Origin of the sequence: Cytobacillus kochii, from assembly GCF_020171845.1 — a bacterium.
In the GTDB taxonomy this organism is placed as follows: domain Bacteria; phylum Bacillota; class Bacilli; order Bacillales; family Cytobacillaceae; genus Cytobacillus; species Cytobacillus kochii.
In genome coordinates this window covers 147,793-161,928 of record NZ_JAIVAM010000004.1, presented here as the reverse complement: position 1 = coordinate 161,928, position 14,136 = coordinate 147,793, and the positions used below count along the sequence as shown (strand labels likewise).

Below are 14,136 nucleotides of genomic sequence, written 5' to 3'. Positions count from 1 at the left end.
CTTATTACGAGCTGCAAAACCTGCAAACCATATTAGAAAAAGAAAAAAAAGACAACAACTATGAATATATACAGGTAGACTCATTAAAGCAAAAGGTGTACAGTATTTGATCACAGCATTGTCATATGTGAAAGAACAAAATAATAACTGGGGTTGTTGGATCATTGGTGATGGCGAAGAAAAACAGCATCTACAAAAACGAACGAATGATTATCACTTAAGAAATCAAATTCTCTTTTTAGGAGAAAGAAATGATGTCCCCTCTCTATTACAACAAACTGATCTATTCATTTTACCAACACTCTCAGAAAACCAGCCCTTATCAATTATCGAAGCACAACTATCAGGATTAGCTATTATCGCCAGTGATGTAGGAGGCATACCTGAAATGATTGAAGATGGCGTAACAGGATTTCTAACACCGATAGGAGATTCAAAAAAACTAGCTGAAAAAATCGCATTCTTACTACATGAAGAAAAGGTCAGAAAAAGTATTGGTATAAGCGCATTGGAGTTTGCTACTCATCACTGGTCGTTAGCAAATGCCATTAAACAAGTACTATGCCTCTATCATCAGGCGATACAGAAAAAACTGCATGAATAATTGAATCAAAAAAACGATCAATCCGGTTTGATTCGCTAAAAATCTAAATGCGAATAATCGAATAAGTTTTAAATAATAAGATGGCAAACATACAAACGAACCCTCCGCATAATTTAAGGATGAACTGCACCTCCAATTGTTAGGTCATGTGTCTAACCATTAGAGGTGCAGTTTTTCCTTATAGCTGATGACAATTATTCTCTTTCCTTCATTCTTTCCATCTCTTCTTTAAGCTCAATGAGCATTTCTTTATATGATGGTAGTGGATAAGAAAAATCTTTCCTTACCGTTTGCACTGTTCGATCTAACTTTACTACATCATCAGAGATGATCGATACATCTTCTTTGTGAAATACTTCTTTTATTAAAGATAAGAGCTCATATTTAGAAACAGCTTGATGCATACCCAGATGATACAGTCCCTGTATATCCTCCTTGATCATTTGATGAATCGCTTTCGCTAATTCGAAAGTCGTTACGCCATTCCAATACACATTACTGAAACCTTTTATGGTACCTGTTTGTTCCATAAACCATAAGAATAAGCCGATACCATCCTTCTTTAACTCCGGACCTATAATTGATGTTCTTACAGTTAAATGGGGAGGTGAAGATACTTCACCTAATTGCTTCGATTGCGCATAAATAGATGTACCATCTGTTATGTCTTCTTCAGTATAGCCACCCTTATCGCCTAAAAACACACAGTCAGTACTAATATGGATGAGACGACCGCCCCTTTTTTCCATAATACTTGCCAACGCTTGTGGCAGCAGACTATTCACTTGAAAGGCAAGCTTTGTATTAGCACTTGCATGCTCGTTTAAGATACCAACACAATTTATAACGATATCCGGTTGTACCTTATCTATAACCTCTTCGACATCAGTTGTACGGGTCACATCTAAATATAGTTGATGATCACTTTCTGAATGTTCTCTTGAAGTTGTGTAGACGTCAAAGGTGGAATAAGCATGAAAATAGGAGGCAAGCATGTGACCTGCCATGCCCTTCCCTCCCAAAATTAATAATTTCATTTTAAATAAACCCGCCCTTCTTCAACATCTTTCTCAGCTCCTCTTTATCCATTAACGATTGACCAGAATTATATTCTTCTAGATTAATTGGTTGATAATCTTTATAATAAGCCTTCAAACCATCGATATGGATAGAGGGTAGGATAACATAGTATTCATCATCATAAGTGACGGTCATTGTACTTTCATAATCTGATAGTAAAAGTTCATGGATTTTTTCTCCTGGTCTTACTCCAAGAATTTCTGTTCCAATATTCGGTTTTCCTGATGCTTCAATTAATAAGTCAGCGAGGTCAGTAATTTTACATGCTGGCATTTTCATTACAAATGTTTCGCCACCGATACTTTCAAAAGTTGCTTTAAATACCAATTTGATCGCTTCCTCTACTGTTAAGAAAAATCTTGTCATTCTTGGATCGGTGATGCCTACCTTTCCCTTTTCTTGTATTTGTCTCTTAAACACATGAATGACACTTCCATTTGTACCAAGTACGTTTCCTCCTCTTATACAAACAAACTTTGTGGCCGAGTTTAAAGTATTGGCATGGATAATCAATTTCTCCCCCATCGCTTTAGATAAACCGTAGAAGTTCGACGGGTTAGAAGCTTTATCTGTGGATATATATACAACTCTTTCCACTTTATTAATAATCGCTGCATCTATGACATTTTGTGTTCCAATCACATTGGATTTTAATGCCTCAATCGGCTGGTCTTCACATACAGGAACATGCTTAAGTGCCGCAAGGTGAAAAACATAATGTACTCCTTGTGTTGCTTCAATCATGGCATCCTTTTCTTTTATATCTCCAATTAAAAAGTGTAATGAAGGATGATGATCGAATGCTTCCTTCATTGAAAATTGATTTGACTCATTTCTAGATAGTATTCTTATCTCTTTCGGTTGAAAGAAAAGTAATTGTTCGACGAGTTCATAGCCCCAAGACCCTGTACCGCCGGTTACTAAGATGATTTTATCTTTAAACAACTGTCAGTCCCCCTAATAGTAGTTTGATTACTTTATCTGAAACATCCTCTGCTTCGTAGCCTTCAGGCAATTTCCAACTTGTCGGCTGACTCGTCATTATTTTTGCACAGAAAAGTATTCTTTTTGCATCAATACCAGAAATCATATTACTTCCACAGGCTAATGTTTCAGGTCTTTCTGTTGTATGGCGGATCGTAACAGTTGGAATATAGAATAAACAGCACTCCTCTTGGACTGTTCCACTATCCGTTAATACACAGAAAGCATTTTTCTCAAGTTGTACAAAATCAAAAAAACCAAATGGCTGATGGAATTCGACTAATGGATGTAGAACGAAATCGGTAAGGTGATCGATTTTGGATTTTGTGCGGGGATGAATACTGCAAATGACACGTTTATTAAAATGATCAGCTACTTGATTAACACCATTTAAGATCTCAAGCAGCCTTTCTTGATGGTCGACATTTTCAGCTCTATGTGCAGTAAGTAACAAATAATTTCCTTTTTGTAGTGATAATGAGGTTAAGATATTACTTTGATTAATTTGTGGCGAATAGTGTTGGATGACTTCATTAATCGGATTGCCTGAAGTATAAATACTTTGTGGGGCTATCCCCTCTCTTAATAAATTTTCTTTACTTCCTGGTGTATAAGGAAGATTAACTGTTGAAATCGCATCAATTACACGGCGGTTTTTCTCTTCAGGCACTTCTAAATCATAACAACGATTCCCCGCTTCCATATGGTATACTGGAATACCCATGCGCTCAGCTAAAATAGCACTGAGTCCACTATTGGTGTCTCCTAATACGAGAATTTTATCTGGTGCCTCATCTTGTAATATGCCTTCTAGCTCGCTATACATTTTTGCTAATTGTTTTCCTAGTGATTGTTGTTTTGATGCTAATATATAATCAGGTTGTCTTAAGCCTAGTTCTTTAAAAAAGATATCGCTTAATTCGTTTGTAAAATTCTGACCAGTGTGTACAATAAGATGTTCATCAATTAATTGATCGAGTTTTTTTATGATTAAACTTAAGCGAATAATTTCTGGCCTTGTCCCCAAAATTGTCATGATCTTCATCCCTTCACTCCCTTTCCTTTCTATTACTAGACCATAGCACTTTTTTTATCTAATATTAATTTATGCTTGTATCTCGACTTTGCTATAGGCAAGTCTTTGAAAGATAAAATTGAAACATATACCTAAGGGGGAGAAGCCAGTGGAGTATACATAATGAAAAAAAGCTATGATGAAATGGTATTTACCATATCATCATAGCAAGCAAAAATTTAGTTCTTCATTAGTTCACTACATTACATCATCATCCTTAATGAAACGGATAAAAAAAGGCATGACAAGACAAATAAGGATAAATATGAAGCCACTGAATAGATATACAATGGTTTGCGAAGGATTAAAAAGATAAATAAAAGCGATCATAAATGAGGTAACGAGCGGTAGAAAGAAAGTAACTTTTCTTGACCTTACACTTTGATATTGATTTTCACCGCAATACATACACTTTATTGTCCTTCTAATAGTAAATAGTCTTTTAAATGTTTGCATCCAACTCCATTTGTGATGACAATGTTGACAAATAGGCATGACAAACCTCCATAATTCTATTATCGTTTATAACCAAATTCACCCAGATAATGGGCATATGTATGAAAATCTGATCCGCCTGTTTGCAGAATCTCATATTTTTTTGCCATTCTTTTGTATTTTTTCACATCTTTACTCGTATGCCTGCGATGCCAAACTTCAATACCATCGAGACCTAAACGCAGTAATTCTAACACTAATTGATCATCTTTTATGAGACGCGGATGAGCTAGCACAGCATGTCCACCAGCCTCATGAATAGTGGCAATCGCCTCTTCCACAGACATCGTATCGAGTGGAACTTGTGTTGGGCTATCATCACCGAGGTATCGCAGAAAAGCATCATTCTTGCACGATGCATAGCCCTTTTCAACTATAGCCATGGCAATATGGGGACGACAAATTAGCTCTCCTACCATCTGTTTTCTAATATCTCTCATATTAATATGCACGCCATAAGAGTTTAACAGTTTTACCATCTTGTTGGCACGATCTAACCGATTTTCATAAATAAATGCAAGTTTTTTTTTAAGGTGATTAGTTGGGTGAATATCGTAACCTAAAATATCAATTCTTCTGTCTTTATATGTTGATGATAGCTCAATCCCTCTAATGAGTTGAATAGGGAGATTGTGGGAGATGCTATATGCCTCTTCCACACCATTAATCGTATCGTGATCTGTAATACTGATAGTCTTTAATCTTTTTTCAACAGCATATTGCATTAACTCAAGAGGTGTTAGTTCACCATCTGAAGCAGTCGTATGCAAATGCAGATCAAAGCCTTCCTCTTTTGTTACAGCAGCAATATCCACCACACTCAATCCCTCCCTTAACGATATTTATTCTTCTTCTGGTGGTCTTTTCCCCCTTTGTAATTCATTAATCGATAAACCGAAGTCATATTGTAGATGCGGGTAATCTTTAAAATGCTGCCAATCCCCACCCCATTCAAAACCTAATTTTTTCGCTTCTGCAACTACTTCATCCCAGTCAGCTTGGCCATTTCCATTCCCATCATATGTCATATCCCATACTACTTCTCCACCTTTTGTGACTAGTGCAAAATCAACAGCTAACCCATAATTATGATACGATTCTCCACCTTTAGCATGTGTGACAATCTTTCCTTCTTCAGTTCGCCCTTTTGCATACAGCTCATCTTGGTCATGTAAACTGCGATAATCATCTGTAATCAATATATTGATTCCTTTGTCTTCTAATGATGTGATTAGCTGTTCTGTCTTAGCTCTTACTTCGGGATGAACCTCAACTGGTAAGGGTACATCTTTATACTTAAATAATGAACCGAATAAATATTGGATAAATAACAATAGAATAATAATTAATATGAGCACAAATACAAACGCCCTAAAAACTTTCACCATCTTCACCTTTTCTTTTCCCCCACACAAAGTTGTCTCTTTTCAATAGTTTATCAGTTTCATAAACGAATAATCGAAGAAAAAGGTTTCAGTTTTTTGATAAAGGGAATAAATGTAACAAACTTCAAAAGGAGTGGTACAAATGAATAAAGAGCAAATGGATGGTCTTAAAGATAAAGTAAAAGGAAAAATGAAAGAAGAATATGGTGATAGTACAAATAATACATCAAAAAAATCTGAAGGTAAGATGGATCAAGTGAAAGGAACAGTTAAAGAAAAGTTCGGCGATGTGAAGGAAGCTTTTAACAAACAAAAGTAAGAAAAAAGGTGATGATTCCCTTCATCACCTTTTTTCTTCTTTACATTCTGCTATTATCGAAAAAATAACTCATTAAGATGAGATCATCATACTCATTATAACGATTTTTCACTGCCTGCCTTTTAACACCTTCGACTGCAAAACCCGCACTCTCATACAAGTGGATAGCAGCTTTATTTTCAGCCAGCACTTCTAACTCTATTTTTTCTATTTTTGGATGTTGTCTACCCCATAAAAGTAAACTTGAAAGTAACGCTTTTCCTACCCCTTTTCCACGAAAAGAGTGACTCACACTCATCCCGAAAGTTCCTGTATGCGCAATTTTCTTTCGACTGGCTACACTAAAATCTAACCTGCCAATAATCTCCTCTCCAAAAACAGCAATTAACAATAACTTACTTGGACCTTCAAGTATTTGCTGAACTTTTTGCTGTTGCTGTTTGAAGGAAATCTGATATTCATTGGGCTCAATCAATAAATAAGGAGATTGCTCTATGACATCCTTAGTAAACAGTAGCAACTCATTGGCATCCGAGCTTTCAGCATGTCGTATATAAAATTTCTTCCCATCTAACATACGAAATCCTTTTATTAACATCTTTCCCATTTAAGGCACTCCTTAGCAACCTATCATTTGATCATGCTAATATAGTTCTACTCTAAGTATTTTTTTCCTGCCTATTTTCAATCTCATAGGAGATAAATAGAAAAGAGATTCCGAATATCCACATATGATGATTCGCCATTAACTTGCCATCTTTTGAAACAAACATCGTAAATTTTTCATTTAATGGCAAACGGAAGAAGTGATTTCTCCATTGAAAATATATCCCTTCATGCGACTGCTCATTTTCTTGAAAACTAGTTAATACTAAGTTCTCTTTATCCATCTTCAGTGAAAGAATACCGGTCATAGCAGAGAAAGGAAGGGGTAGACTTATATTCATATATTTTTTCCCTAAATGTTCATGTGCTGCATATAAAGCAATAAAGCAAACGTCATTGTTTATTTTTCTCACCCACGCTCGGGGATTTGTTCGCCCATCGACTTTAGATGAGACCGATACCAACTCACCGTTCATTTCTATTTTATTGCTATGGAGGGGTAAATGGATTTGTTTAACGAAGCGGCTCACTTGGTAATAACAGAAAGCAAATGGTTTAAACCATTTAGCCCAATGTACAGTTGCATACAAGCGAAACTCGCCCGTATGTTCATAAAAATCTCGGTATGGTTTTGGAATCGAACGGGATGAATAACTTTGTAGTTCTTCAACAAGTCCCTCTACTTTTCTATTGTCTTTCACTTTAGTTAAAACTTCTTCACCAACCATCATGCCACCTCTCACATGACTCAATGGGATATTATGCTTAACAAAACGACTTTGGGGTCGGATAAAAAACCAAGCTAAGCAACCACATAAAGCAAAAAAGACACTATTCGTTATACCATGAAATTGAAGCATAAAAGGAATAGTAATCCCTTCATTTCCACCAAATCGACTTATGATATAGGCAACAGAAAATAAAATGGTTACACCTAAGGAAGCAAATGAAATCACAGCTAAGGATTTGTAAAACAATCTATGAATTCGTGCTCTTAATGCATAATAAATCAGTCCATAGATTCCATATATATAAAGAACGACGGATACTACTTCTAACCAATAAGAAACAGCAATGCCAATTGCAAGAAGAAGCGGTGCAATAAGGACGGCTGTGCTACAGTAATAAAAACCCCTTCGCTTCCCTTTTAGTACGCGTCCTAAAAAACCAGCAAAAACCGGTAATAAAAAAGAAGCATAATGAAAATGGATACTCGTTAACCAAGTAATCATTGGAGAAAAACCAGTATCAATTCCATTATAATGAGCAAATGTCCATAATCCTCCAATTGCAAAATAAATCAAGCCAACATCAATCAAAAATTCTTCAAAAAGAGTGAAACCTCGATTTAGAAAGCGCCATACCCCATAAAAACATATGAAAACCGTATAGAACAGATAAATTGTAGAGAAAAACCAATTGGTCACACCTGAAGTGAAAACCGTTAGTATAAAAATCGAAAGGACACCAATTGTAATGAATAGCCATCCGTATCTGTCTATCCAATCCCCTTTCTCAACAATAAGCAAGATCATTGTCGGAACATAAATCATTTGTGCTACGGTCAAAAGTAAAAAATAGCCACTATCGATTGATACGATAAGTGTGATAATAAATAAAATGATGTATAGGATAAGTAATGTTTTTTTCTGTCTATTCATCAATAAAAGTCCCTTCATATGTGAACAATGTACCTATAAGCCGATTCATTACTTTTACTTTAATTCGAAACCGGCCAATCTTCTCATCAAATTGTTCATACACCTCTGCTTTTACTTGAAAGAAAGAGGGAATCTCTACCTCGTGTTTACCAATAAGCAACTTTTGCCGACCCGACACAATCTTTAGACCACCACAAGGTTGTACTTGAAAACACAGTGATGAATATAAAGGGGACGGATATCCTAAAAAATCATCCACTTCTCTCGTCTGTTCATTCCACCTCATGTTTGCATCAAAAAAACGTACTTTCCCACCAATGAAAAACTTCCGCTCCCAATACACCTCGTTTTTTTCTACATTCAACGTATTTTTCACTTCAAACGGAATATTTTTACCATGTTCAGGGAACATTAAGCGTCTTTTTGTCGCTAAATATAAAAAAGGGCGTAGCCACCATTTATTTTCAATCATGTCCATTTTCCCTTTTCCTATAAAAGTTGCCTCATTGAAACGGTATCTTTGCTGCATTCTCTTATGTAATTTTTCAAAATGTTCACCTAATACTTGCTCATACATAGTCATTTGCGCTTTTTCACTCTCCTACAATTTTTAGCAGACGGTAGATGAGCCGAACTTAACCACCCAATCAGGGCAAGTATAATTAAACTAGTGTTAAACGTAAAAGGATTAAAGGGGACAGTCATTAAAGATGGAATTCCGACAATTGCCGCTATGCCTAAAGCAAATAAAAGCAAGAGGGCTATTATAAACAGCTTATCTTTTCGCTGAATGAATAAAAAACTTAAGCCAAAGGCAATCTCACCTACACCAGCTATTACCGTCAATATTTTCGCATGCGCATATGAGACTGGCAATACATCCGTAATCATTTGCACCTCTAAAGGATGTTGTGTAATCAATTTAGGAACTAAACCGTGATAGATCCATATAAAAGCAAATAGAAAAGTAACTATCCAGTGAATGATAAAATTTCGATATTGCGTCTGAGGACTTTCCCCTTTTTCTAACCATCTTCGCAATACATCGAAACTAAGCGCCGTTGACCATCCTAATAAAGGTCGGAAAAAATAGTTATCTAGCAACATACCTAACCTACCTAATGGGACATCATAGTCATATTGGGTAATAAATAATGTCTTATTTTCTCCTTTAGTTTCATATTTCCAGTATCCTCTACCTTCCCTTATTGGCGAAAGCGAATAATCGGTACCGAAATGAAGCGATGAAGTCTTTTTTCCATCCCTATCTACGCTACCTCTTGTTTTCCCCCACCCTATTATTTCTAAAAATGGTGGGATATTCCGCTTATATGTAAAAGTTTGTACATCATCATCCAATATTTCTTCATAGTGAATGTTTGAGAACCTGATATCCCATTCCACATGCTTAGTAGGTTCTTGTGTGTATGTCCAAACGTCATCTAGCTCACGATTGATATCAACCTCCACATAAATCGGTTTAGGCTTCATCAACCCACCTCCCTTATTTACCATTATAACTGATAATAAACGGTTGAATCATCAAATGTTGGAGAATAATCCATTCATACATAGCGTTCTTTAATTAGATTAAAAGACGAAATTCTCCTTTGACTATCTTTATACTCTAGAATCGGTAAAAGGTATATTGAACTCATCAAAATAAATAAAATATTCAAATAATATTGACATTAATCAAATCTTTTTTGTATATTTAAAACTATGTATTATATATAAAACAAAGGAGGATTTAACATGAAAAGCAATTTATTCACTTTATTACTGTCAACATTGCTCTTTCTGACAGCTTGTGGGAATGCTTCTTCTACTTCAGAGGATGGGAAGACCGCACTTACTTTTGCAGAACCAGCACGAATTCTTTCCTTCGCTCCTCTCTATGTAGCAATTGAAAAAGGATATTTTGAAGACGAAGGGATCGAGGCAAATATTGCTTCAGGTGGTGGTGGTTCCCAAGTAACAGCGACTATTCTTTCAGGAGATACACAATTTGCGCTAGCAGCACCACGTGCCATGTTATCTGCCATTGAAGCAGGAGAAGACCTTGTAGCCATCCAAGGATTAAATTCTGCTCTCACATATGAAGTAGCGCTGTCTGAAACCTTTATGAAAGAAAAAGGCATAACAAAGGAATCCACTGTTGAGGAGAAAGTAAAAGCATTAGCTGGTGCAAAAATTGGCTCTAATCAAGTGGGAGATTCCGGCGATGTTTATTTACGTTATTTAATGGAAAAGTATGGACAAGATCAATCGACCCTTGAAACAGTAAAAATGGAAGGAACAGGATCAAAAGTCGGTGGAATGCAAGAAGGTATTATTGATGGTGGAATTGCGTCACCTCCATTCTCTGCACTGGTTGAAGCAGAAGATGGTGGTTCACTTGCACTCGAACTAAGTGAAGAAGAAATGTACGCGGAACTAGCTTGGGAGATTGTTTTTGCGAAAAGAGACTATATCGAAGACAACCCTGAACTTACTACAAAAGTTGTAAGAGCATTAGGAAAAGCGATTGAATTTACTCGGGACAATCCAGATGAAGCTGCTGGATTAATTACAGGGTATTTTGAAGGAGTTGATCAAGCAATATTAGAAAAATCGCTCACTTCATTAAAACCAACCTATGTCGGGTATGGTGAAATGACTCAAGCTGCATGGGATCACGCACAAGACCCTTTAGTTGAATTAAGTGAAATTTCTGGTGTAAGCCAAACTCATGATACGGCTGAAGAAAAACTTTGGACAAATCGTTACTTAAAAGAGGCTTTCCCAAAATAATAGGAAAGGAAGGGTACGATGAAAGATACACAATCATTACCTAAACTGCAAAGTCAATTCCTCGATGTCACTTATATGAACCATAAAACCGGTCAAGAGGTAACTGCTTTAAAAAATATTAACCTCTCCATTCAAGAAGGAGAATTTATTTGTATTGTCGGTCCATCAGGTTGTGGAAAAACAACTTTCTTAAATACGGTGATCGGTTTTATTGAACCGAGTAATGGGTCCATTCTTTTAGATAATAAGAAAATAGTCGGACCTGGGAAAGATCGCTCTATGGTCTTTCAATCTCCGAGTCTCCTTCCATGGAGAAATGTAATGGACAACGTCTTATATGGGGTAGAATTACAAAAGAGACTGAGTCCTGATACAAGAGAGCTAGCGAAAACATATATCGAAATGGTTGGCCTCAAAGGATTTGAAAGTCATTATCCGCATGAACTATCTGGTGGTATGCAACAACGAGTAAACCTTGCAAGAGCCTTAACAGTAGAACCCTCCTTACTCCTTTTAGATGAGCCATTTTCCGCTCTTGATGCACAAACAAGAGAATTTATGCAACAGGAACTTGTGAGAATATGGAGTGAAACGAAAAAGACAAGTATTTTTATCACCCATCAAATCGACGAAGCTGTTTTTTTAGCTGATCGCGTTTTTGTGTTTGGTGCAAGACCTGGCCATTTAGTAGAAGATATTTCGATTGATTTAGTAAGACCAAGAGAATTGAAGATAAAAAGAGAACCACATTTTCTACAATATGTTGACCGTATTTGGCAGTTAATAGAAAATGAGTCAGCAAAACAAGGATTCGCCTAAGGAGGAGACATTGAGTGAGTAAAACCGAAATGACATCCACCATTCCAGTGAAAAATAAATCGCTAAAAATAAAAACAAAAAAAAGCACCGTCTGGATTAGTGTAACTTCCGTTATTCTATTTTTAATTTCTTGGGAATTGATTTCTTATTATAAGCTTATTAACCCCCTATTTATAAGCTCACCTATTAAAATTGTTGAAGCGGCCACGACACTTTTTGCAGATCCTAGGTATTGGCAGCATCTAGGTGTTAGTGCATATGAATTTTCACTTGGGTTTATACTGGCGATGGCGATAGGGATTCCGATTGGCATATTTGCCGGGTGGAATCGTATTTTCAACAGTATTATTAGTCCATTTGTATCCGCTCTATACGTTACGCCAAAAGTTGCATTATTACCCATAATCATCATTGCTTTTGGGATTGGTGCGGCATCTAAAATCGTCGTCGTATTTTTAATGGCATTTTTTCCTATTGTCATGAGTGCACAAAAGGCCATGTCCACTCTAGATCAAAACTTAATTAAAGCAGCTCGTAGTTTTACCGCATCTGAATTCCAAATATTTAAAACAATTGCTCTCCCCTCCACGGTTCCTTTTCTTCTAAACGGTATTCGCTTAGGGCTAGGACAGGGATTAATCGCAATTGTCGTTGGAGAAATGTATGCATCTACAGCTGGTATTGGTTATCATCTCACACATGCAGGCCAAAATTTAAAAACTGCGGAAATGTTTGTTGGTGTCGTTGTAATCGCTGTTTCTGGTGTCATTCTCACCGGCATTATCGGTTTAATTGAAAAAAGATTTAGCTCATGGAAACCTGAATAATTACCATTAAGTAGCATAAAAAGGTTGAACTTATAGTAATGATAAGATCAACCTTTTGCTATTTATTTTATATGTTTTTCATTTTTGCATGTCAGTTGGGATTTGATATCTTTGATGAGTGGATGATAATTTCATAGCTGGCCTGGCAACGATAAATAATGTTTTATACCATTTTTCCATCTTAGTCATGCGGTATTTTTAAAACCATTTTCCCAAATACCTTTCCTTTATCCATTTTCTCATGGACATTTTCAATATCTTGTAGATCATATACTCCATCAATTACTGGCTTTAACTTATGAGCCTCGTAGAAATCAATCACTGATTTAAATTCAGAAGCACTACCCATTGTTGTCCCTAGAATATGTAATTGCTTAAAAAAGATTCTTGGCATCACAACTTGCTCTACCGGTCCTAATGTCGCACCAAAGGAGACGATTTTACTACCAGGTTTAGCCAAGTAGATGAGATCATTAAAGGTAGATCCACCAATACTATCAATACTTAAATCGGCACCACCTGACAGTGCTTTTAATTCCTTCACCCAATCCTCATTGCGATAGTTTACTCCATCAGTAGCCCCTAGTTCCTTAGCATAAGCAATTTTCTCATCACTGCTTGAGGTAACAAAGACCGTCGCTCCTTTTGCAACAGCAATTTGTAATGCAAAAGTCGCAACGCCTCCCCCAATACCCGGAATAATAACGGTATCAGATGGTTTGACCTCTCCTTTTGTGACAACGGCTCGGTATGCTGTAAGTGCGCCTAAAGGAATGGCAGCTGCTTCTTCTAATGTTAAATGGGAAGGTTTTTGTAGCACATTCTCAGCAGGTACTGTCACATACTGTGCATAAGTCCCGTTTGAGGGAACACCAAGTACTGTATGTTTAGCTTGAGGATAGTCAATGTTATCTCCCCAATCAAGCCCTGGATTGATGACAACTTCACTACCTACAGCGATACCTGAAACCCCCTCACCTAATGCTGCAATGACACCTGCCCCATCAGAACCTAAAACAGAAGGTACCGCAATCCCAGGATAAGCACCATATCGGATAAATACATCCCGACGATTAACAGCAGCATAATGTAATCTCACAAGCACTTCACCTTTTTTGGGCTGTGGTGTCTCTACTTCTTCATAATATAATGGAGCAATCATATCTCCTTTTTTCATTTTGTCTTTTAATACAACCGCTTTCATTTTTTCTACCCCTTTCCAAACCTCTCCTGTATATATAGCAATTATTTTACTTAATTAAACATAATACAAGTATAACAAACCCATCGATTAATTCAAAAATTCTGATTTATTAGAACATCTATAGATTGACTTTATATGCTTGAAACGACAAATGCGAACATATCCAATGAAGATTATCCTCTGATATGTTCGCATAAAATCACATACATAAACAAACATAATAGCTAAAATCATTGACTTGTTAAGCTTCTATTAGGCTATTATTTTACTTACTTCCAGCATAC

Annotated in this window: 16 protein-coding genes; 5 read left to right on the top strand and 11 right to left on the bottom strand. The window is 36.4% G+C overall.

Annotation, left to right across the window (positions count from 1 at the left end; all coding sequences use genetic code 11):
• Nucleotides 1-64 precede the first annotated feature (64 nt).
• Nucleotides 65-604, top strand: coding sequence for a glycosyltransferase (locus LCM23_RS07295; protein ID WP_224936646.1), 540 nt, complete (start codon nt 65-67; stop codon nt 602-604).
• A gap of 194 nt (nt 605-798) precedes the next feature.
• Here the strand turns inward: LCM23_RS07295 and LCM23_RS07290 are convergent, their stop codons facing one another.
• From LCM23_RS07290 to LCM23_RS07265, 6 genes are all read right to left on the bottom strand, one after another.
• Nucleotides 799-1,641: a dTDP-4-dehydrorhamnose reductase family protein gene (locus LCM23_RS07290; protein ID WP_224936339.1), complete on the bottom strand. Its 843-nt coding sequence runs from the start codon at nt 1,639-1,641 to the stop codon at nt 799-801.
• Nucleotide 1,642: 1 nt separating this feature from the next.
• A complete protein-coding gene (locus LCM23_RS07285; RefSeq protein ID WP_224936338.1) occupies nt 1,643-2,629 on the bottom strand; it encodes a polysaccharide biosynthesis protein in 987 nt (328 codons plus the stop codon).
• The gene (wecB, locus tag LCM23_RS07280) at nt 2,622-3,713 is read right to left on the bottom strand and encodes a non-hydrolyzing UDP-N-acetylglucosamine 2-epimerase (protein WP_224936337.1); all 1,092 of its coding nucleotides are present in this window, start codon (nt 3,711-3,713) and stop codon (nt 2,622-2,624) included. Before wecB ends, LCM23_RS07285 begins: the two co-directional genes overlap by 8 nt.
• 228 nt (nt 3,714-3,941) lie before the next feature.
• Entirely contained in the window at nt 3,942-4,238 is a 297-nt protein-coding gene (locus LCM23_RS26160; protein WP_224936336.1) for a TIGR04104 family putative zinc finger protein, read from the bottom strand.
• A gap of 20 nt (nt 4,239-4,258) precedes the next feature.
• On the bottom strand, nt 4,259-5,056 hold the full coding sequence (locus LCM23_RS07270; protein WP_224936335.1) for a PHP domain-containing protein: 798 nt from the start codon (nt 5,054-5,056) through the stop codon (nt 4,259-4,261).
• A 24-nt stretch (nt 5,057-5,080) separates the two neighbouring features.
• On the bottom strand, nt 5,081-5,626 hold the full coding sequence (locus LCM23_RS07265) for a M15 family metallopeptidase (protein WP_224936645.1): 546 nt from the start codon (nt 5,624-5,626) through the stop codon (nt 5,081-5,083).
• Between the two features lie 139 nt (nt 5,627-5,765).
• Between LCM23_RS07265 and LCM23_RS07260 the strand changes: the two genes are divergently transcribed.
• Nucleotides 5,766-5,942, top strand: a complete 177-nt coding sequence (locus LCM23_RS07260; protein WP_224936334.1) for a CsbD family protein — start codon at nt 5,766-5,768, stop codon at nt 5,940-5,942.
• A gap of 40 nt (nt 5,943-5,982) precedes the next feature.
• On the opposite strand, the gene LCM23_RS07255 is transcribed toward LCM23_RS07260, so the two are convergent.
• Genes LCM23_RS07255 through LCM23_RS07240 form a run of 4 tightly spaced genes read right to left on the bottom strand, consistent with a single transcriptional unit; the run spans nt 5,983 to nt 9,700 of the window.
• A complete protein-coding gene (locus LCM23_RS07255; protein ID WP_224936333.1) occupies nt 5,983-6,549 on the bottom strand; it encodes a GNAT family N-acetyltransferase in 567 nt (188 codons plus the stop codon).
• A gap of 52 nt (nt 6,550-6,601) precedes the next feature.
• Entirely contained in the window at nt 6,602-8,209 is a 1,608-nt protein-coding gene (locus tag LCM23_RS07250) for a YndJ family protein (protein ID WP_224936332.1), read from the bottom strand.
• A complete protein-coding gene (locus LCM23_RS07245; RefSeq protein ID WP_224936331.1) occupies nt 8,202-8,792 on the bottom strand; it encodes a DUF4166 domain-containing protein in 591 nt (196 codons plus the stop codon). The genes LCM23_RS07250 and LCM23_RS07245 overlap by 8 nt, the downstream gene beginning before the upstream one ends.
• A complete protein-coding gene (locus tag LCM23_RS07240; RefSeq protein WP_224936330.1) occupies nt 8,789-9,700 on the bottom strand; it encodes a DoxX-like family protein in 912 nt (303 codons plus the stop codon). Before LCM23_RS07240 ends, LCM23_RS07245 begins: the two co-directional genes overlap by 4 nt.
• Before the next feature lie 264 nt (nt 9,701-9,964).
• Here LCM23_RS07240 and LCM23_RS07235 point away from each other — a divergent pair, with 264 nt between their 5' ends.
• The 3 genes from LCM23_RS07235 to LCM23_RS07225 are packed head-to-tail and all read left to right on the top strand — an operon-like array spanning nt 9,965 to nt 12,648.
• Nucleotides 9,965-11,002 (top strand): ABC transporter substrate-binding protein, encoded by a 1,038-nt coding sequence (locus tag LCM23_RS07235; protein ID WP_224936329.1) that lies wholly within the window; start codon nt 9,965-9,967, stop codon nt 11,000-11,002.
• An 18-nt stretch (nt 11,003-11,020) separates the two neighbouring features.
• The gene (locus LCM23_RS07230; RefSeq protein WP_224936328.1) at nt 11,021-11,821 is read left to right on the top strand and encodes an ABC transporter ATP-binding protein; all 801 of its coding nucleotides are present in this window, start codon (nt 11,021-11,023) and stop codon (nt 11,819-11,821) included.
• A 14-nt stretch (nt 11,822-11,835) separates the two neighbouring features.
• Nucleotides 11,836-12,648 (top strand): ABC transporter permease, encoded by an 813-nt coding sequence (locus LCM23_RS07225; RefSeq protein WP_224936327.1) that lies wholly within the window; start codon nt 11,836-11,838, stop codon nt 12,646-12,648.
• Between the two features lie 181 nt (nt 12,649-12,829).
• On the opposite strand, the gene LCM23_RS07220 is transcribed toward LCM23_RS07225, so the two are convergent.
• Entirely contained in the window at nt 12,830-13,852 is a 1,023-nt protein-coding gene (locus tag LCM23_RS07220) for a zinc-binding dehydrogenase (protein WP_224936326.1), read from the bottom strand.
• Nucleotides 13,853-14,136 lie beyond the last annotated feature (284 nt).

Excerpts from the sequence above, each read along its gene's own strand:
- LCM23_RS07290 (WP_224936339.1), bottom strand. The coding sequence starts at position 1,641 with ATGAAATTATTAATTTTGGGAGGGAAGGGCATGGCAGGTCACATGCTT.
- wecB (WP_224936337.1), bottom strand. The coding sequence starts at position 3,713 with ATGAAGATCATGACAATTTTGGGGACAAGGCCAGAAATTATTCGCTTA.
- LCM23_RS26160 (WP_224936336.1), bottom strand. The coding sequence starts at position 4,238 with ATGCCTATTTGTCAACATTGTCATCACAAATGGAGTTGGATGCAAACA.
- LCM23_RS07265 (WP_224936645.1), bottom strand. The coding sequence starts at position 5,626 with ATGGTGAAAGTTTTTAGGGCGTTTGTATTTGTGCTCATATTAATTATT.
- LCM23_RS07260 (WP_224936334.1), top strand. The coding sequence starts at position 5,766 with ATGAATAAAGAGCAAATGGATGGTCTTAAAGATAAAGTAAAAGGAAAA.
- LCM23_RS07255 (WP_224936333.1), bottom strand. The coding sequence starts at position 6,549 with ATGGGAAAGATGTTAATAAAAGGATTTCGTATGTTAGATGGGAAGAAA.
- LCM23_RS07250 (WP_224936332.1), bottom strand. The coding sequence starts at position 8,209 with ATGAATAGACAGAAAAAAACATTACTTATCCTATACATCATTTTATTT.
- LCM23_RS07245 (WP_224936331.1), bottom strand. The coding sequence starts at position 8,792 with ATGACTATGTATGAGCAAGTATTAGGTGAACATTTTGAAAAATTACAT.
- LCM23_RS07240 (WP_224936330.1), bottom strand. The coding sequence starts at position 9,700 with ATGAAGCCTAAACCGATTTATGTGGAGGTTGATATCAATCGTGAGCTA.
- LCM23_RS07235 (WP_224936329.1), top strand. The coding sequence starts at position 9,965 with ATGAAAAGCAATTTATTCACTTTATTACTGTCAACATTGCTCTTTCTG.
- LCM23_RS07230 (WP_224936328.1), top strand. The coding sequence starts at position 11,021 with ATGAAAGATACACAATCATTACCTAAACTGCAAAGTCAATTCCTCGAT.
- LCM23_RS07220 (WP_224936326.1), bottom strand. The coding sequence starts at position 13,852 with ATGAAAGCGGTTGTATTAAAAGACAAAATGAAAAAAGGAGATATGATT.